The sequence below is a fragment of the Porphyromonas gingivalis ATCC 33277 genome (assembly GCF_000010505.1).
GTDB classification, from domain to species: domain Bacteria; phylum Bacteroidota; class Bacteroidia; order Bacteroidales; family Porphyromonadaceae; genus Porphyromonas; species Porphyromonas gingivalis.
In genome coordinates, this window is sequence record NC_010729.1 from 1,428,522 (window position 1) to 1,447,155 (window position 18,634).

23 protein-coding genes and 1 pseudogene are annotated in these 18,634 nt (G+C 46.8%); 6 read left to right on the forward strand and 18 right to left on the reverse strand.

Going from position 1 to position 18,634, the window contains the following annotated elements; genetic code table 11:
* Positions 1 to 2 precede the first annotated feature (2 nt).
* A pseudogene (locus tag PGN_RS06120) lies at positions 3 to 407 on the reverse strand (IS5/IS1182 family transposase); the annotation flags it as partial.
* A 92-nt stretch (positions 408 to 499) separates the two neighbouring features.
* Here PGN_RS06120 and traM point away from each other — a divergent pair.
* From traM to PGN_RS06150, 6 genes are read left to right on the forward strand one after another with little or no spacing between them, the layout of a single operon-like run.
* A complete protein-coding gene (traM, locus tag PGN_RS06125) occupies positions 500 to 1,639 on the forward strand; it encodes a conjugative transposon protein TraM (RefSeq protein ID WP_012458160.1) in 1,140 nt (379 codons plus the stop codon).
* Positions 1,640 to 1,677: 38 nt separating this feature from the next.
* On the forward strand, positions 1,678 to 2,598 hold the full coding sequence (gene traN / locus PGN_RS06130) for a conjugative transposon protein TraN (RefSeq protein WP_012457205.1): 921 nt from the start codon (positions 1,678 to 1,680) through the stop codon (positions 2,596 to 2,598).
* Position 2,599: 1 nt separating this feature from the next.
* Positions 2,600 to 3,184: a conjugal transfer protein TraO gene (locus PGN_RS06135; protein ID WP_012457204.1), complete on the forward strand. Its 585-nt coding sequence runs from the start codon at positions 2,600 to 2,602 to the stop codon at positions 3,182 to 3,184.
* Complete coding sequence (locus tag PGN_RS06140) at positions 3,184 to 4,038, forward strand: toprim domain-containing protein (protein ID WP_012457203.1); 855 nt, start codon at positions 3,184 to 3,186, stop codon at positions 4,036 to 4,038. The genes PGN_RS06135 and PGN_RS06140 overlap by 1 nt, the downstream gene beginning before the upstream one ends.
* A 24-nt stretch (positions 4,039 to 4,062) precedes the next feature.
* Positions 4,063 to 4,524: a DUF3872 domain-containing protein gene (locus PGN_RS06145; RefSeq protein WP_012457202.1), complete on the forward strand. Its 462-nt coding sequence runs from the start codon at positions 4,063 to 4,065 to the stop codon at positions 4,522 to 4,524.
* A complete protein-coding gene (locus tag PGN_RS06150) occupies positions 4,508 to 5,023 on the forward strand; it encodes a glycoside hydrolase family protein (RefSeq protein WP_012457201.1) in 516 nt (171 codons plus the stop codon). The genes PGN_RS06145 and PGN_RS06150 overlap by 17 nt, the downstream gene beginning before the upstream one ends.
* Positions 5,024 to 5,083: 60 nt before the next feature.
* On the opposite strand, the gene PGN_RS06155 is transcribed toward PGN_RS06150, so the two are convergent.
* From PGN_RS06155 to PGN_RS06235, 17 genes are all read right to left on the reverse strand, one after another.
* Positions 5,084 to 5,488 carry a TIR domain-containing protein gene (locus tag PGN_RS06155; protein ID WP_012457200.1) on the reverse strand — a complete coding sequence of 135 codons (405 nt, stop codon included), beginning with the start codon at positions 5,486 to 5,488 and terminating at the stop codon, positions 5,084 to 5,086.
* Between the two features lies 1 nt (position 5,489).
* A complete protein-coding gene (locus tag PGN_RS06160; protein WP_024998308.1) occupies positions 5,490 to 6,710 on the reverse strand; it encodes a tetratricopeptide repeat-containing protein in 1,221 nt (406 codons plus the stop codon).
* Positions 6,711 to 6,973: 263 nt separating this feature from the next.
* Positions 6,974 to 7,204, reverse strand: a complete 231-nt coding sequence (locus PGN_RS06165) for a hypothetical protein (protein WP_012457198.1) — start codon at positions 7,202 to 7,204, stop codon at positions 6,974 to 6,976.
* Positions 7,205 to 7,208: 4 nt separating this feature from the next.
* The gene (locus tag PGN_RS06170) at positions 7,209 to 7,463 is read right to left on the reverse strand and encodes a hypothetical protein (RefSeq protein WP_012457197.1); all 255 of its coding nucleotides are present in this window, start codon (positions 7,461 to 7,463) and stop codon (positions 7,209 to 7,211) included.
* Between the two features lie 26 nt (positions 7,464 to 7,489).
* Positions 7,490 to 8,764 carry a PcfJ domain-containing protein gene (locus PGN_RS06175; RefSeq protein WP_012457196.1) on the reverse strand — a complete coding sequence of 425 codons (1,275 nt, stop codon included), beginning with the start codon at positions 8,762 to 8,764 and terminating at the stop codon, positions 7,490 to 7,492.
* A 16-nt stretch (positions 8,765 to 8,780) separates the two neighbouring features.
* Entirely contained in the window at positions 8,781 to 9,311 is a 531-nt protein-coding gene (locus PGN_RS06180) for an antirestriction protein ArdA (RefSeq protein WP_012457195.1), read from the reverse strand.
* 21 nt (positions 9,312 to 9,332) lie between these two features.
* Positions 9,333 to 9,749: a PcfK-like family protein gene (locus tag PGN_RS06185; protein ID WP_012457194.1), complete on the reverse strand. Its 417-nt coding sequence runs from the start codon at positions 9,747 to 9,749 to the stop codon at positions 9,333 to 9,335.
* Between the two features lie 12 nt (positions 9,750 to 9,761).
* Positions 9,762 to 9,980 carry a hypothetical protein gene (locus PGN_RS06190; RefSeq protein WP_012457193.1) on the reverse strand — a complete coding sequence of 73 codons (219 nt, stop codon included), beginning with the start codon at positions 9,978 to 9,980 and terminating at the stop codon, positions 9,762 to 9,764.
* Positions 9,981 to 9,992: 12 nt separating this feature from the next.
* On the reverse strand, positions 9,993 to 10,202 hold the full coding sequence (locus PGN_RS06195; RefSeq protein WP_043876346.1) for a hypothetical protein: 210 nt from the start codon (positions 10,200 to 10,202) through the stop codon (positions 9,993 to 9,995).
* 756 nt (positions 10,203 to 10,958) lie between these two features.
* Positions 10,959 to 12,977: an OmpA family protein gene (locus PGN_RS06200; RefSeq protein WP_012458162.1), complete on the reverse strand. Its 2,019-nt coding sequence runs from the start codon at positions 12,975 to 12,977 to the stop codon at positions 10,959 to 10,961.
* 21 nt (positions 12,978 to 12,998) lie between these two features.
* On the reverse strand, positions 12,999 to 13,592 hold the full coding sequence (locus PGN_RS06205; RefSeq protein WP_012458163.1) for a 7-carboxy-7-deazaguanine synthase QueE: 594 nt from the start codon (positions 13,590 to 13,592) through the stop codon (positions 12,999 to 13,001).
* Between the two features lie 19 nt (positions 13,593 to 13,611).
* Positions 13,612 to 14,031, reverse strand: coding sequence for a 6-pyruvoyl trahydropterin synthase family protein (locus PGN_RS06210; protein WP_005873459.1), 420 nt, complete (start codon positions 14,029 to 14,031; stop codon positions 13,612 to 13,614).
* Positions 14,032 to 14,247: 216 nt separating this feature from the next.
* Positions 14,248 to 14,934, reverse strand: a complete 687-nt coding sequence (hcpR, locus tag PGN_RS06215; protein WP_005873453.1) for a nitrosative stress-sensing transcriptional regulator HcpR — start codon at positions 14,932 to 14,934, stop codon at positions 14,248 to 14,250.
* 16 nt (positions 14,935 to 14,950) lie between these two features.
* The gene (locus PGN_RS06220; protein WP_012458164.1) at positions 14,951 to 15,307 is read right to left on the reverse strand and encodes a MerR family transcriptional regulator; all 357 of its coding nucleotides are present in this window, start codon (positions 15,305 to 15,307) and stop codon (positions 14,951 to 14,953) included.
* Positions 15,308 to 15,371: 64 nt separating this feature from the next.
* Positions 15,372 to 16,787: an O-antigen ligase family protein gene (locus PGN_RS06225; protein ID WP_012458165.1), complete on the reverse strand. Its 1,416-nt coding sequence runs from the start codon at positions 16,785 to 16,787 to the stop codon at positions 15,372 to 15,374.
* 41 nt (positions 16,788 to 16,828) lie between these two features.
* A complete protein-coding gene (locus PGN_RS06230) occupies positions 16,829 to 17,686 on the reverse strand; it encodes a hypothetical protein (RefSeq protein WP_173032060.1) in 858 nt (285 codons plus the stop codon).
* A gap of 45 nt (positions 17,687 to 17,731) precedes the next feature.
* A complete protein-coding gene (locus tag PGN_RS06235) occupies positions 17,732 to 18,610 on the reverse strand; it encodes an MlaD family protein (RefSeq protein WP_004584283.1) in 879 nt (292 codons plus the stop codon).
* Between the last annotated feature and the right edge of the window lie 24 nt (positions 18,611 to 18,634).

The window sequence follows — 18,634 nt, forward strand, 5'->3', positions numbered from 1 at the left end:
GTTTTGTTAAACTGCGCCAACAGTTTGTCCATGAGACCCAACTCTGTCAGTGCCGAACGAAATCGACTGATGGTGCTGTGGTCGGGAGATACCTCTTCCATCTTCAGCCCCAAGAATCGGGAAAAGGTGATTGAATCATTGATGCGCTCCTCCAAAGCACAATCACTGAGGTTGTACCATGTCTCCAAAAGCAACATCTTGAATAAGAGAATCACGTCATAAGCCGGGGCGCCGATGGCATTTTGTCGCTTCGTGTATTTCTTGTTGATCAGCGTCCTGATCGGACGCCAATCGATAAGCGTGTCAACCTGATTGAGGAAGTCGTTTTGTGCTTTGCGATAACGCTTTGAAAGGAGTGCGTCTGCAAATGTTACATGTTCATCGGTATTCTTGGATTGGTATGCCATGGGAGGAATATTATGCTGTTTTTAATACTCAAATATACAAAATAACTCCCTATTATACAATGAATTAATAAACAAAATACACACCAATCGCCGTGCAAAGGTCTCATGAAAAGGAGATGATGGAACAGAAGGAGCAGGAACGAAGTCGTGCCATGCAAAGCCTCAGTTCCATGTTCGGGGAAATGACAGGAGGACAACCGGAGCAGAGTTCCGAAGAGTTGGCATTAAAGACGGATTTGTCGGAAAGAGACAACGGCTTCGGCTCTCGCACTACTGCTCCGCAAGAGGGATTCCATGCTTCGGCTTCCGCTTATCAAGACATCAACCGCACGCTCGGCAGTTTCTATGAGATACCGAGAGAAGATCCGGAAAAGGAGGAAATGCGTACCCGTTTGAAGGAGTTGGAAAGTCGTATGAGTAATGAACAACAGTCGCCCGCTATAACCGTGAACGACCAGATGGCTCTGCTTGAAAAATCCTATCAGCTGGCAGCCAAGTATATGCCTGCAGGAGGCAAGGGGCAATCCGTTCCCGCTGCTCTTCCTTCGACTTCGGGGAGTGAGACGGCTTCCGAAAGGAAAGTGGTCTCTTCCGGTCGCAATGGAAAGGCGATAGCGTTTCCTGTCAGGCAGGTGAGCGGTCAAATAGTGTCGGCTCTGGCACAGCCGATGAGCGACTCGACTTTCCGCTCCGAATATGTCAAGGAGAGAAACTATATGTTCCATACCGCCATCGGAACAGCCCCGCTGACGGAGAAGAATACCATCTCCGCCTGTGTGCATACCCGGCAGACGGTTACGGACGGGCAAACGGTACGTTTCCGTCTCTTGGAACCGATGCTGGTATCCGGCAAGGAAATCCCTCGGAACTCCTCGTTGGTCGGCGTGGCGAAGATACAGGGCGAACGCCTGAACGTACTCATCTCTTCGCTGGAATATCACGGGAACATCATCCCCGTGGAATTGGCGGTGTACGATACGGACGGACAAGCAGGGATATTCATCCCCGGCTCGATGGAACGCAGTGCCGCCAAGGAGATTGTCGCAGGAATGGGTACTTCCGCAGGCAGTAGTATGAACATCTCCACCGATGCGGGGGCTCAGCTTGCCGCCGACTTGGGCAAGGGGCTGATACAAGGCACTTCGCAGTATTTCTCAAAGAAAATGCGCTCCGTCAAGGTACATCTCAAAGCAGGATACAAGGTATTGATCTACCAATCTGAAAACAAGTAATTCACAGTTATTATTCACCACTTTAATCCAAAGTAAAAATGAAAAGAACAGTTTTAGCCATCGCCCTGATGCTGGGCGCAGTCTGTGCCAACGCACAGGAAACAACTTCAAGCGGAGACCTCTATCAGGGGCTGACCCGCAAAATTGCCTTTGAGCGGATGATACCACCCCACGGCTTGGAAATTACCTACGATAAGACGGTGCACATCATCTTCCCCTCTGCCGTGCGCTATGTGGATCTGGGTTCGCCCAACCTCATTGCAGGGAAGGCGGACGGGGCGGAAAACGTCATCCGTGTGAAGGCGACGGTCAAGGACTTCCACGAAGAGACGAACATGAGCGTCATCACCGAAGACGGTGCATTTTACACCTTTAATGTCAAGTATGCCAACGAGCCGCTGTTACTCAATGTGGAAATGGCGGACTTCATCCACGATGGGGAGAGCGTAAACCGTCCGAACAACGCCATGGAGGTCTATCTCAAGGAACTCGGAAGCGAAAGCCCGATGCTGGTAAGGCTCATCATGAAATCCATTCACAAGGAGGACAGGCGGGCGGTGAAGCACATCGGCAGCAAGTCCTTCGGTATTCAGTACCTGCTCAAAGGGTTGTATTCGCACAACGGACTGCTGTACTTCCATACGGAACTGCGCAACAAGTCCAACGTGCCGTTCGACATCGACTTCATCACGTTCAAAATCGTGGACAAGAAGGTTGCCAAGCAGACCGCCATGCAGGAGCAGGTACTGCTTCCGCTGCGTGCCTACAACTACATCACCTGCGTGGCGGGGCAGAAGAGCGAACGCACGGTATTCACCCTGCAAAAGTTCACCATCCCCGATGACAAGCATCTCATTGTGGAGATGCACGAGAAGAACGGTGGAAGACACCAATCCTTTGTCGTGGAGAATGAAGACCTTGTGCGTGCGAGGGAAATCAACGAACTCAAAGTGAAGTGATATGAGAAAACTCGCATTTTTTCTGTTTGTCGTGTCGCTTGCCCTCTTTGCAGGGCAGGCGCACGCCCAGCGTTGTCTGCCCAAGATGAAAGGCATACGCCTGACCGCAGGCATGGCGGACGGTTTTTATTCTCCTTCTTCCAAGAATGAGACGGGCTATACGTTCGGGGCTTCGCTTGCCACCTACACCAAAGGCGGGCATCAATGGGTCCTTGGGGCGGAGTATCTCCGCAGATACCACCCTAATCGGGAGAGCCGTATTCCTGTGGAGCAGTTCACGGGCGAGGGAGGTTTCTTCTCTGGCGTGTTTTCAGACGGGAGTAAAACCTTTTTCCTATCAGCAGGTATTTCCGCCTTGGCGGGCTATGAGACGGTCAATGGTCGAAAGAAACTGCTCTTTGATGGCTCCACAGTACGTAATAAAGACGGTTTTATTTACGGTGGGGCAATCACCCTACAGGCGGAGACCTATCTGAGTGATCGCCTTGTACTGTTGCTCTACGGCAGGGAACGTTGTCTGTGGGGAGGCTCTACGGAGCATTTTCATACACAGTACGGTGTCGGACTGAAAATCATGCTGGACTGATGGATGCACGACAGATGAGAGAGATTCCCATTGCGGACTTCCTGAACGCAATGGGGATTCATCCGACCAAACAGAAAGGAAACGCCTTGTGGTATTCCGCCCCTTACCGAACGGAACGGACACCCTCGTTCAAGGTCGATACCGCCAAGAATGTCTGGTTCGATTTTGGGACGGGCAAAGGCGGCGACATTTTCGACTTGGCGGGAGAGTTTATCGGAAGCGGTGATTTTCTCCTGCGGGCGGCTTTCATCGCCAAGAGCGGAACGTGTCCGCTACCTGCTTTGGAACAACCGGAAAGAAGCGAAAAGAAAGAACCAGTCTTCAATGATATTTGGGTGCGACCATTGCAGGACGCCAAACTGCTGGGCTACTTGAAAGAACGGGGTATCAATGCCCACGTTGCCATACCTAACTGCGAGGAGGTTCGATACCGTGTGCATGGCAAACGGTTCTATGCCATCGGCTTTCGTAACGATGCCGGAGGATTGGAGCTTCGCAACCGCTTTTTCAAGGGTTGCATACCGCCCAAGGACATTTCCTTGAAGCGTAACGGCTCAGATGTATGTACCGTATTCGAGGGCTTTATGGATTACCTCTCCGCTATGCAACTCGGTATCATCGCTTCGGACTGGCTTGTCCTTAATTCCGTTTCCAACGTGGAGAAGGCAGTAAGAGCCTTGCACGGCTATGAGAGGATTGACTGCTTCCTCGACAATGACGAGGCGGGACGAAGGACTTTTCAAAGGCTGTACGACTGTTTCGGGGAGAAGGTCATCGACCGTTCCTTTCTGTATGCCGAGCATAAGGATTTGAATGAGTTTCTGCTTTCCAAGAATGTAGGGAACAATGTATAACGAACAACAAAACGATAATGAACAATGAAAAAGAAAATATTGAATACGATTTGGGTAATGGGAGTGCTTGCCCTCGCCGGGGTTTGTCTATCTGCTTGTAATCACGAGTTGGATATTCAGCAGGCGTACCCCTTCACGGTAGAGACGATGCCGGTGCAGAAGCACATCGTCAAGGGACAGACGGCGGAGATACGCTGTACGCTCAAACGGCAGGGACGGTTTGAAGACGCACGCTATACCATTAGATACTTTCAACCTGATGGAAAGGGACGGCTGAAGATGAACGACGGCACGGTGTTCAAACCCAATGACCGTTACCCTCTTACAAAAGAGGTGTTCAGGCTATACTACACCTCTGCTTCCTCTGACCAGCAGACGATAGATGTGTATGTGGAGGACAATTTCGGACAGACGGAAAAACTCTCGTTTGAGTTCAACAGTCAAAAGGACGAGGAAAAGGAGAAAACGAATGGGGACAAGAAGTAAACTTCTCGTTTTATCGTTCTGCCTTGTTTGCCTATCCTGCTTCCGCCTTTTCGCTCAGGAGGGCGGAAAGGCTCTCTTTTCACTACCGCCGTTCGAGCGTGCCGTTGTCTGCATCAAACACTTCGAGGGCTTACATTCTTGGAAGGATTATCCCTATGTAGGCTATGGACATCGGCTTCTGCCCTGTGAACACTTCACGGCAGCAATGACGGAACGGCAGGCGGACTCTCTGCTCCGTGTAGACCTGATGAAGCGTCTGATGATGTTCAAGGACTACGGAAAGGATGCCCTGCTGCTTGCCGTTCTGTCCTACAACGTTGGAACGGGCAGGTTGCTGGGATATGGTAAACACCCCAAAAGCCGATTGCTGCGGAAGATAGAGTCGGGCAACAGGAATTTCTACCGCGAATTTGTCTCTTTCTGCCGATACAAGGGCAAAGTCCTCAGAGGTCTTGTCAAACGACGAAAAGTGGAGTTCGCTCTGTTTTATATACCCTGATTATCAAATACGCCTCTTGCGGAGCATAATGTCGCAAGAGGCGTGCTTTAGTAGGAAGTATTATTTAGCCCTTCTTCGAATGGCATCAACAATACTTTCTGTATTCCAATGAACATCCTCTACGGAGCGATCTGTAACAACTTTTGAAATTCTCTCTTGCCCCCGAGGAATAACTCCTACTATTGGAACTTCTTCCGCTATTGCAGTGTCCAACTCCCATTTCATCCAGTCGCTGTAAGAGGCATACATACCAGCAATGCCTAAAACAATGTCAGAATTAGAGATTTTCTCTTTCAAACGACGTCTGATGTATGCTGAATTTTCTGAGTTGATAGGTTCTTCAGGTGAAGCCTCTTCAAATTCAACATGAAAATAACCTCTCTTTTCTAAAAGGTTACGGAGGTTCTTCAAATCATCTACATGATCCCATGAGTGACTGATAAATACTGAATAAGTTTTTGCCATATTATTTATTATTACAGTTAATACTATTCTGCTTATTTTCAAGGTATGTTTCTATTTCCCAGTCTTCAGGATTCTGCTCTTTGAACTTTTGGTCATACTCCTGCTCTTTTTTTACATCTCCAAGCGCAAAATAACAGTTCGCCAATGTGGCATACTTCCATTTGAGTTCTTCGGGCTCTTCTTCCTCCAAAGTAGGAAGGATTATATCTATAATTTGCTTTCTGATTTCTTCAGCTTCAACTTGTTTATGTATTTTGTGCCGTTCATCTTTTTCGAGAATAGATTTTTGTTCCAAGCAAAGGGCATAATTCTCTCCAGTATAGTAATCTTGATGTAGAGTCCAGCCCTTCCTGTACATCTCAATGGCGTAATCTAAATAACTCTCATCTTTTGTTTCATACCATAATCTTTTATTGATGGCTCCAGTAATGCCCAACGTTTCAGTATCTGTCTGTTCCTTTATAGATGCCATTATTTGAAGTGCATTTGTCAAAGCTGGAACTTTTCCGGGCTTTTCACTTTTATATGTGCATAGAGCTTCTTGTTGAATATAAAAAATATCATTTTCTACCATTTGCCTGAGTTTATGCCATTTCTGAGCGGCTTCTTCAAAACGCTTTTCATGCATAAACCTTTTTGCTTGTTCTGAAAGAGAATATACCGTATTCTCTTTAGCCCGAAGTTCTCCTATTATTTCCTCTAAATCTTCATCAGAGATTTTGGGTTGTTCTATTTTAGGGATGTATGTGTATAGAGGGCTATCTGGTACAGGATTTTCTGTTACAGCTTTTATTATAGACTTCAATTCTCTGACACTTCTTTGAGCTTCTTTTTTAGAGATTTCATTGCCTAAATGCTCATAAGATAAAATTCGAGTGTGTCCTAAGTCAAAAGGAATTTTACTCTCGCCTCCTTTTATTATAATGGTCGAAAAAGGTCTCAGAGCATGCCGAGTACCCAATTCATATAGGGCGTTAGCGTTGTCTGTCGTAATATCCGCAATTACTAAATCCGCTTTATAGAGCAAAGCATACATACTTCTATCAATCGTACCTGAATCCAAAATTTCATCTGCACGGATGCACTTGTAATCACAGGCTTCTGCTGACGGTTGAATTATCTTATTATATGTCGCGTCTAAATCTATTGTTCTATTTGTATAGGGGTCTTGTTTTTTTCCAAAGCCCATAATTACAAAACATATCCTTTTTCTATTTTCCATTTGCATAGTTTTATTAATGACAACTTACAACAGATAAAGCAATTAGCATACCAATAGGTTTTATCTGCCATAAAGTCCATTCGATGCGACAAAATGGCAACATATAGAACTATCCTTACCCCAAATGGCTTTTTGTTACTTTTGAACCGTCTCAACTCACTGTCAAAAGTAACGAGGTGTTTTTCATTGGGTTTCTTTGCTCCTTTCTTTGTCCGCCCGAAGCTCACGAAAGAAAGGAGCGGTCGGCAAATCTGCCGACCGCTTTACTCCGTCTGCTCTTCGTGAACGGTTATCCGTCTCGTAATTACTTCGGGGTGCGTGGAGAAAGCCCAATTGATTTCCTCATCGGGCAGGGTGCTGTGAATGTTTCCACCCATCACCATTCCGCAATTCTGAATGACCTTTTGTCGTGCTTCTTCTCTGCTCTCGGCAACCACCTCAAAAACTCCCTCGAAAATGTACTGCGTCCGTACTCTGTAAACTCTCTTCTTCATATTCTCAAAATTCGACCTTTAATAATCTGTGTTCCTTTGGCTCTCCATTGGATAACCTGCGGTGGGTAAGCCAAAAATGGTGTGCGCCATAGCCGTATGCAAAGAACTTGTCAAGTTCCGTTTCTTCGGCTATCCGCTTGACGGCAGCCCTTAGTTCCTCTTCATTGGCGGATAGGGTAATGGCATTGACTATCCTTACAAGGATATAGGGTATCTCGTCCGCCCAGTTGCATACGATACTTTCTATTTCTGCTTTCATATCTGTGATGTTTTGGTGATTGTTGCTTATGCTGTCGCTCTCATTCTCTGCCTTATCAATTTGCGGTTGGCATTGACAAGGCTCACGATCTGCTCGTGATACTCCGTATTCTTGTTGCACACGCCACGACTTTGCACGACTTTGAGTGTGTCCAAACTAACTTCAATCGTTTCTATCCGTCTGCCCTCAATGGTCGCCGAAAGTATCAGTGAGTTCTCTTTAAGATAGTAGGCATTGTCGAATACGCAATGATGCATTGCCACACCCTCATCCAAATGTTCCTGCACGCTCTCCAAAACGTGGACTTGGATTGCGCCGTCCGTGAAACGGATACCAAAGAACTTGGATTTGAGTTCTTTGAAACGTTCCTCGTCCTCCATTGCCTTTTTGCGTTTCTTCTCCTTTTCTTCCTTTTCCCTTTGTCTGCGGAGTTCGTGTTGTCTGCGGTCGTGTTCTCTATGCAGGTCGGTGTGGCAAACATACTTCGGACTGTGTATGTCCTTGCCCAATCTGCGGAGCATATCCACATAGTCGCACCAAATTGAAATGTCCTCTATGTCATAGCCGTTGCGATTGGCGACTTTATAGGATTGCCAACAAGCGTCAAATGCCCTCGAATTGTCAAGAAAGTATTTCAGATGCTCGGTTCTACCTGCTTTAATCAATGTTTCCGCACGGCTGTCGGACAATAGGGCTGGAATGAGAACAGTTGGTGCGATGTCATGAAAATCATTCTTAAATCCATTCCTGCGGAGTGCTTCCGTTGCCTTGAACTTCGGATATATCGGAGAGTACGATATATGGTGGTAGGCTTCGTTGTCGTTTCTCACTGCCATAGGCGAGCAATAGGAAAAGGTGTCGATGTATTTGCCCAATACTCTCTGAACGGCAACAATCGTCTTTCGTCCTTGTGCGTTCCACCAATACTGACCGATTTCAATAGTGTATGATGATGCCTTGCAACCTTTCTCCATTTCTACAGAAAGAAGAAACATTCTTAATACTTGGTACTCTCCACAAGTGGTAAGTATCGTAAAGTATTGCTTCTGTCTTATCTTACGTTCAAAAGTCGTTCGGACTTGCAACTTTGCTCTACAATGAGGGCAAGTGCAATGTTCGGTTGTCTTCTCTATTGTCCAACTATGCCCACAATCCATACACGTAGTACGACCTTTGGGAAGTCGGTAGGCGAAATGGTCTATACACTCACGGAATGCCCATTTGCTCTGTGTCTTGGTTATCGGTCGTAAGTGCTTGCTCTCGGCAAGTACTGCCTTTTCAAACTTGTTTCTCGGTTTCATAATCTGTCCTCCTCAATTAGTTGTTCCGAAATACATAGCCATCCTTATACCAAAAGTCCGTACAAAAAAGGTCATTGGCATATTTGGAGAAGTCAAAGTATATCAGTGCAAAATCGGGTAAGTCATTCTCCACTTTTGCGAGTTCCTCCGCAAAATCCTCCCTGCTTGCATAACTTCCTATGTAGTCCGATTGGAAAGACTTCACAAGGCTGTATGCGTCTTGTGTGAGTTGGATGTTGTTGCCCTCCACCCATATCCAAAAGGCTTCTTTCTCCGTGTCGTTCAGTCTGTCCAATTCGTCCCGAAGTTCAAAGAAGTTTTCCTCCAAATGCCCCTCGTCAATCAGACCATCGGGGATTTCCTCCCACGCTTGGAACATATATTCGGGTTCTTCCTCATCCTCGTGTATCCCGGCACAACGCTCCATAAAGCCGTCCAAATCGTAGAAGTCCGAAAGTTCCACCCATTCGCCCTGCAATGAGCCGTTGTTGTACTTGGCATAAGTGCCTACATAGATGCGTGCTTCGTTCAAATCCGTTGCTTCCATTTTTCTTTTGTTATTTAAGGGTTAAAACTCGAATAGTGAGGGTTGTGCTATCTGCTGTTCCACCTGCTTCTCCAATTTGGGTTTCTTGGCGGTAAGTTTGCGGTATTCCTCCGCTTGGTATCGCTCGATAGCCTTTTTTCTTGCTTCCGCTTTTTCCTCCTCCGTGAGTTCGATAGTATGGTTTACCACGACTTGGCAGTTGATGTACTTGCCCACCTCGATGTTATCCTCGTCGTAATAATGCACGGCAAGGGAATATACCTCCTCATCGGACAGACCTGCACACCCCATTCTTTGGACTTCCGTCAAGATGTAGGTAATACACTCGTCTATGTTTTTATTCTCCTTGCGGAAACTCTCCGCAAAGAGTTCATCGTATGATGCTCTCGTTTCCAAATAGTTTTGGATAACGTCCTTGAAATGTTCTGTACCTTTCATTGTCTTATATAGTTAGATGGTTTCTAAAATGATTTCTTGGATATGTATAGGTTCAACTTCTGAAAAGAGATAGAATATAAACTCCTTTCTATCCTTCCGATTGAGTTCCTTGTATAGTTCCCCAAAGGCGGATATATTTCCGTTGAGGTAAACCGATACCATATACTCGAAGATGTTGTCCACTTCGTAGTATCTGCATTGTTGTGCGACTGTCTTGCTTCTTCTTTTCATATATCTGTCTGTTTAAGAAATGAGTATCCAAAGTATTGTCCCGATGATGAGGGCATAAACCAAGATGTACACTGCGATTGCCAAAGTGATGGTAAGGAGTAGCCGAATGAGGAATTTCCCTGCACATATCCCTACCAGCCAAAGCCAGACGCTTCCGCCCCAAAGGAGAGAGCCTGCGAGTGCAAAAGCCACCCAAATTGATATTTTGTATCTCAGTTTCATCTTGTCTGATTTTTTGATTTTATGCGGATTCCAGAGGTGAGGAAGTTGAGTTTCCATTTTTCATTTTCTCTATCCTCGTGTTTCCGACATTTTTTTTATGCGTCTTTCCGTCGGGTCGGTCGTTTTCGTTTCAGGGGCTTAAAAAGGTAGGGCTTAGGACAAACAAGGTTTTACGGCGAGAATACTACCTGCAATGAAATGGAAGTGTGGAGATTGTCGTCTAAACGGCTTGCCGCCCCGACCTTTTTTGTCCGTGGAAGCCTGGAACTACCTTTGCCGCTGACAACGAACAACCGATCCCGATGCGAATACATGGAGTAGAATGTGGAGAGGAACACCTGAGAGGGCAGAGCGAAAAAAATGAAAGGCAGCCTTCACAAGAAAGACTGCCATAATCGTGAGTAATAAGACGAAAAGAATGAAAACTATTGTCTGAACAGACAACTATTAGAAAAGAAAAACGGAGAAAGTTTCGTCTTTCTCCGTAGATAGTATTACCTTTGCAACAGGTTATTCGAGTTATGCAAAGCGTTGTGTGTCATTGCAGAAGATAGGTCGCTAAATCATTACCTGCTGAAAATCATAACTCACAAGGCTGTTCATAGCCAATTACTTAGACCTAAATGATAGATTTTCTGTGAAACCACTAGTAGTTTTTTCTGAAACTAATATCAGATTCGACGTACTGAAAAATTAAGTCTTATCAAAGCACACTTGGTACGGCTTTGACCGCTCTACTTTTCATTCCATGAGCGATTAACGCAACTCTTCTTCGATTACACGGAACTCGGTACGACGGTTCAGTTGGTCGCAGACTGACTGCTGCTCCTCGGTCAAAGGTGCTACGAATTCCTCGGTGAGCACATCGCCTTCCTTCAGGAAATCGTGCCGTTCGGCAATTTTGGCTGTCACCGTCTTGGGGACAGACTTACCGTAGCCTTTCCACGTAAGCCTGTCGGCCGCTATGCCACGACTCGTGAGGTAATCCACCACGGATTTGGCTCTGCGGTCAGATAGTCCGAGGTTGTAAGCATCGGGGCCTTTCCTGTCGGCATGCGAACCCAATTCGATCCGAATATCCGGATTGTCCGTGAGGATACGAATCAGTTCGTCCAAGCTCTTCATGCTTTCGGGGCGAAGAGTGGCTTTATCGAAATCATATAAAATATTTTGCAAGCCCTCGGCTTTCTCACGCGATGCAAGGAAAAAGTCCACATAGTAGGTCTCACTCTGCTTGGCGGTATCGGTCTTGAGTTCTACGTACTGATTCAAATAACCCGATGCTCCGGCAAGCATTACATAGCGAGTATCGCCCTGCACGCTCATCTTATAGGAGCCATCGTCACGAGTAGTCACGAATCCCTGTCCTACGGGGCCGCGTTCGCCTACGATCCTGACAGTGGCTCCGGCTATGGGATTTTCTTCTCTGTCCATCACATAACCTTGAATCTCGGTGTAGATAGCCGGCAGTTCGAAATGGAAGAGGTGCGACCATCCGCGTGCATCGCCTCGGTTGGAACAAAATACGCCTTTGACTCCGTTGTCCGGCAAAGCTCCTTCTTTGTTTTTGCCTTTGGGCTCCACAGCCAAGCCGAAATCATCGGCAGAGGAATTGACCGGTTGTCCCATATTGACTACATGCCATCGGCCGGTAGAGTCCAGCGTGGCTTTGAAAATATCCAGTCCTCCCAGACCGGCGTGTCCGTCCGAAGCGAAGAAAAGGGTACTATCCCCATCTATGAAGGGAAACATTTCGTCCCCCGGCGTATTGATGTCAGGCCCCAAATTCTCCGGTGAACCATAAGAACGATCCGACACCTTGACACGATAAATATCCTTGCCGCCATAGCTACCGCCTATATTGCTGACGAAATACAGGTAATCGCCGGATGCCGACATAGAGGGATGAGCAGCCATACGGAGCGAATCGCGCATAATGTCCACGAGCGAACCGTTGCTCCAACCGCCTTCTCCGCTCCGAGCGGCGGAATAGATCTGTACCGTACGGTCGTAATCGGCTCCTTGCTGCGCCAACGTATAATATATGGTACTACCATCGGGCGTGATCGTTGGCACGCCTTCATCCCATGGAGTATTGATTCCTCCGGACACGCTATCGGGACGTCCCCATCGTCCTTGTGCATCACGTTTGATGATATAAATGTCGTTGGGTTTCAGTCCCGTTATGCTGCTATTATCCAAACCGTCGTCTTTGCTTCTGCTCGATGTGAAATAGAGAGCCGAAGCATCGGGTGCATAGGCCGGGCCGAAGTCGCCCCGTGCCGAATTCCACTCGGCAGCTCGCCGTATCCGGTAACGTGTAGGATATTCCTTTTGCTGGCGGGCAAAGAGACACCCCTCCAAACCGATAGCTGCAAAATAACTTTTCGGATAAGCTTCCAAATATCCACGGAAGAGTGCCTCGGCTTCCTTATAGTTACCTCCTTGCTGATAAGTCTGTGCCAAACGGAGCAGTACCACAGAATCCGGATACCCGTAGCGTCTGGCATTCAGATAGCCACGCAAAGCTTTGGCTTGTCTGCCGGCGGCACGATAGTTTTCACCGGATCGGAAAGCCGTATAAGCTTTCATCTCCACCTGCTTTCGTCGGGTACGCCTGTATAATGTATTGTACATATCGGCAGCCTTGGTATACTCTTGGCGATCATGTGCCTTCTCCGCATCTTTCAACTTCACGCTCTTGCAGGCAGCAAAAGCAAGGCATACCAACAGGATAAGAAAAGGATAATGGATTTTATGATGTCCGCTGTACATATTAAGAAGAAAAGGGATAGGCTATGGGATATGAATCAGTTTGTGCATCTGTATGCTCAGACACCAAGCAGGAAAAGCCTTGACGAACTCAACGCAGCGAGTGATGGCAGAAGGATCGGGCTCCATGGCATCGTCTCCCGCGAAGATGGGGCTGACAAGATAATGCTGAGCAGTGGGCAATTCGTCGATCGGTGGAGGTAGAGGAGTATCGGATCCTAACGGGAAGCGAAACTCCCCCACTCCATCAGGGAAGTTTTCTTTCAGTTTTCCTATGGCTTCGGGCTTGGGACTACAGGAAATATAGTCTATACCTTTGGGTACGAGGCGAGTTCCGTTGGTCTCTATAGCTTGATAGTAACCAAGCCTGTGAAAATAAGCCGTAGCTTCTTCTGTAAGTTGCAGAGTCGGTTCTCCACCTGTCCAAATGAGAAAGCGTGTGGGATAATGTTCGATACTGCGGGCAATCTCCTCCAATGACATTTTTTTTCCTTGGGCAAAATCGGTATCACAATATGGACATGCCAAATTGCAGCCTGCGAGTCTGACAAAGACAGCAGCTCGTCCGGTATTGGCTCCTTCACCCTGAAGGCTGTGAAAGATTTCGTTTATGAGCATTGCTCCGTATTATCCTGTATTATAATGTATAGGAGGCCGAGCACTTACGAGTCTCGTCCACCCGACAACCGATCAGCGTTACTCCCGTGCCGGCCAACTGCATCGGCCCTACCACTTCTGTCAGATAAACAGCCATATTCTCCGCGGTGGGATTGAACGGTACTGCAACCAGATCGTCCGGCACAGTGGCACGCAAAGCAGGAAGCAACGGATCCTGCTCCCATAGCATCATCTTGTGATCCCAATGATCTTCAAGCCACTGACATAGCAACTCTTTGATTACGCCGAAATCGACTACACGCCCGATCGAATCAAGAGCCGGTGCACTGCAAATAAAGTGGATACGGTAGTTGTGTCCATGCAGATGTCTGCACTTGTGATCGTGCCCCACTACGCGGTGTCCCATGCTAATGTCGTGATAACGTTCGGCTGTAATCATATATTGTCAAAGCTAAGTTTCTGCTGTTCAAAGGTAATCAAATAATCCCCTGCTTCACGTATTCGGCTGTTCGGGTCTCGTCTGAAAAACATTTTTGTAATTTTTTGAAACACTCTTCAGATACATATTTTTTTCAGAAAAGCTGATTAGCGTGTATTCCTCTTCGGTCAATGAGCGAAAGAGAAACAAGGGACGACTAAAGAAGATTTAATTTGATTACTCCAGCCTCGACAATCGGTTGGGCTGGAGTATTTCTATGCTTTTACCATCCACACGGATGATACCCTCTTCCTCAAGCTGAGAGAGACTGCGTGCCAGTGATTGCCTGTTCACGCCAAATCGATCGGAAAGTTCTTTCCATGAAGATTCGACAACAATCCGATTGCTGCCATCCTTCGTATAAAGTTGAAACAGGTAGTCTCCGATCTTGCCCTGCAAACTTCGCAAGCTGAGCTGATGAATTTTCTTCATCAGGAAAGCACTGATATCGGAAATCATGCCTATGAAATTCTCCATCAGAGTAGGATACTTATGCATCATCCCTTTGAACTCTTCTTTCCCGATGCGGAAAAGAACACTGTCCTCATTAGCAAACAGGGTAACGGGTAAAATATTCTCCGAAGCAAAAAGAAGGGCCGGAGCCAAGATGCGTCCGACCGCCAAAGTATCTATCAGAATCTGCTTGCCGGAAGGCCCCACCATCTCAGCACGAATCTCACCTACACCCACGATTCGCAGGTCTTGGAGCTTGTCTCCACCGATAGCATATAGCTCTTCGGCTTTCAGCCGTTCCACTCTGTATGAACAACTCTCAAGCAGAGCTAAGAGCTCATCGTCTTTCATACCGACAGAGAGTCCGCTGCTTTTCCAGGCTTTCAGAAGAAGATCGAATTCGGGATCCATCGCAGCATCGTTTCCTTCAGTACATATTTTTCCGCTCCCATTGGTCGATGGCATCACGGATATCACATAGTTCCTGACGGATTTCTTTCAGACGACTGATGACTTCTTCCCTGCGCGTAGTACCATCATAGTCGTTCTTGAGAGCTTGCTTCGTGCCTGCAAGTGTGAGTCCTTTTTCCTTGGTAAGGTGGTGGATGAGCCGCACCATTTCGATGTCCTTGGCTGTATAGCGACGTGTGCCGCCGCCGGAAGTACGTGGCTTTAATGCCGGGAACTCCTTCTCCCAAAAACGCAGAGTGGAACCCGGCAGATCGAACATCCGCGCCACTTCGCTGATGGAATAAAATAATTTTCCCTGTTTTTGCTTTTTCATTTTTCAAGCCATACGGAAACAAACTCTGATCATCTGAGGATCAGGGCAAACTTAAAAAATTCTTTCAAGCAAAGTCTTTCTTTCGAGTCGGAGAAACGGCAAATACCGAGAACCAAAATGCCAACAAATAGGCACCTCGAACGAAGATCAGAGGGGATTCGACTGCCATTGTCAGGAGGATAGCAGGTAGGAAAAGGAGGAAATCATATCGGCGATCGCGATAGGCAAAATAAAACAAACCGCCTACGAATACAACCAAAACAACCATCCCGGGAATACCAAGCTGCATACCATCGGCCAGAAGCTGGTTGTGCGGATGCTTCAACAAAATATCCGTATCGATCTGCGCCTGCAATATATTGTCCATAGTGCCTAACCGAATACCTGTCAATGGATGCCGATTGATAGCATCCATGGCTATATCACGCATCTGCATGCGCTCTCCGTCCGCAAAAAAACGATGAGACAAGAGGCCGTTGAAGATAAAACCGCCTACGATGATAAGCATGAAAGAGGTGAACAAAAGTTTCTTTTTCTGGGATAGGAAAAAGGCTCGTACCAAAAAAAAGAACATGATCGACAAGGGAATGAAGAGCATGGCCAAGCGGCTTTGGGTAATGAAAGCAAAGCATGACAAGGCGACCAAACCATAGATCATTTCCACCGTAGATACCGTTTGCTCCCGATAAAAATACTGACGCACAGCGACTGCCATAAAAATAGCGAACACGCCTAAGAAGATATAAGTGGGATGAGCAAAATGCGTCCAATGGAGCATACAGAAGCTCGATGCCAATGTCGGAATATGAGTCTTCAGATAGAATTTATCAAAAGAAAACGGAGACAAAATGGATTGGCCATAGTACTGATTCAGAAGCAAAGAGACAACAATGATGCAGGATAAGTACACCAATACAAGGCGGAAAGAAAAAGAAAGAAATACGCCCCATTCCGTTCTTGTCGGACGCCAACAGCACAAAGCCAACGGCAAAGCCAATAAGGGAAGTCGCTGCTTAAGTGTATGCAGAGCGTCTTTAGTCTCTACAGCTCCGATAAGCCCCGTCATCTGAAACAGATAGTAAGCTACCAATAGAACAAGAATACCTACCGGCAGATAGAATTTCTTTTGAGCAATAGCATACACATAGGAAATACCACAGAAAAGCCATATCGCTCCGATGGCAAAGCCCAGCAGTTGGCCTACCGCAGCTACAACAAACGAGATAACCAGCAGCTTGCGGAAGGTAGTAGAATCTGTTAGAAAGACCGTTCTGACGCCCGTAGCAACAGTCATTCCACCCATAACGATGACAAAAATCCACACGAAGAAAGGTGGCATGGCCTTTTTCGGGTCGAAAACCTGCCAGTCTATCACCAATGGATATAATAAGGACAAGACTACGATACCGAGTATGAGAAATACAACGTTCATATTCTGCCGCAATAAGCGGACGAACCGAACCGAAAACGTTTCAGACATGATAGTGTTTGAAATAATTGATGAGGAAAAATAGCCGACCTCTATCGGGAAGATAAACCAAGTTTGTCGCTCAAATAACGGATACGCTTTTCAGCCTTTTCTCTCTCTCCCATGAAAGTAGTACGATAGCTGTACATTTGTGACAGACGAGCGGTCTCAGACAAGGATTTCACACCGGTCTTCGATACTTGGAATGTATGCATCGCTTTGCCTCCGGCCATCAAATCTATCCGAAGAGCATGTCCCTCGGAATCGGCCTGAATAAAAAGCTCACCCATTTTCACTGTCTCTTCGACAGGATAGGTCACTATTTCGTAATGCAACCCCATATCGGCAAATCGATAGTTAAGTGCAGCATCATAGGGAATGTCGCGAGTCTGTAGCATGGACTTGGTCTGCATATCCGTCACTCGGATAGCAGTATGATTGATAGCCTTGGCTCCGGCATAAACACTCAGCACAATAAGATTGCCAAGCGTGTCCGTACTGCAACGCAAACGAGTATGTTCCTGACCGGAAGCCTCACCGAAACCCGAGAGATAGAATTCAGGAAACCTTCCCTCCACAGAGGAAGTCTTACTGAAAGGATGGGACATGCTGTCGATCCGACCGGAGAGAACAAGCAAAGCACTATCGGCGAAGGCGAGATTGCGTTCGCATTCTTTGTACTCGGCCTGCCGGCTAAGAGACAAAGCCTCCTTACGAGCCACTGTATCGGTGGAGTAATGACGATGGAGACTGTCTGCCAAAATCCGAACTCCGGAATAATCGGCATGCTCGTATGCCTCGTGCATCAATGCAAGCAACTGCCCGGCTCCCGACTTTGTATCCTGCTTACAGCCAATAGAGTGCAATAAGAGGAGAAAAAGTAAGAAGGGGATAAAAATTCGTCTCATCATACCAATATATCTGCTAAATGCTATACTCATCTCTCTCACATACGATCAAAAAACGGAGAAGTGTACATAGCGTTTGGGATTGGCTTTGAGGTCGCGCAATAGTGCATCCGCACTCGAAGCCATACTATCCAGTCGCATGTAGAGCGATTTGTCGTTTAAGAGCATCCCGAGCGAACCGTTGGAATTGCGAATTTGATCGGAAAAGCTTCGAAGATTCTCTGATGTAGCCTGTAATTCGGCCATCAGAGCCTCCAGTTTCAACTGTTTCAATTCTTCCGAAAGCATTGCCACATTATCCGTAATGGTACGTGTATTGGCCATGACGGCAGGCAATTGCGTCCCGATGGACTTATCCAAAGAAGCAGTCAAACGATTTAGCCGCTGAGCCGTTGCTGCCATATTCTCCATCATTACGGCCAAATTGGGATTATTGACCATATTCGCCAGGCCGACAATGACTGAATCCACCTTCGGCATCATGTTCACGACAGAAGGAACGATCTTATTCGAAGTTACCGACATAATATCATCGGGAGTTTCAGACCGAATGGTATCCCCGGGATTCAGGTATCCATCCCGAGGATCGCCTTGTATGATGCGAAGCTCCGCTCCACTCAAAGCTGTCTGGTGAATGGCCAGATGGCTACCTTTGGGCATACGATATTCGGACTCGAGGTCAATACCCACAACGATAGAACGACCATTCTTATAGTCGAAGCTAAGAGACTTTACCACTCCTACCTTATAGCCATTGACCAATACGGGACTGGCAATGTTGACATTCTTCACTTCAGGGAAAGCGGCGTAATACACATTCGCCCGTTTGAAAACGTTGAATCCTTTCAGGTAGTTCAGGCCGAAGTACAGCAGAAAAAGAGCAATGAGAGTCAATGCTCCGATCTTTGTAGTCTTACTTATTCTCATTTCTTTTATTGTTACCTCTAAGTA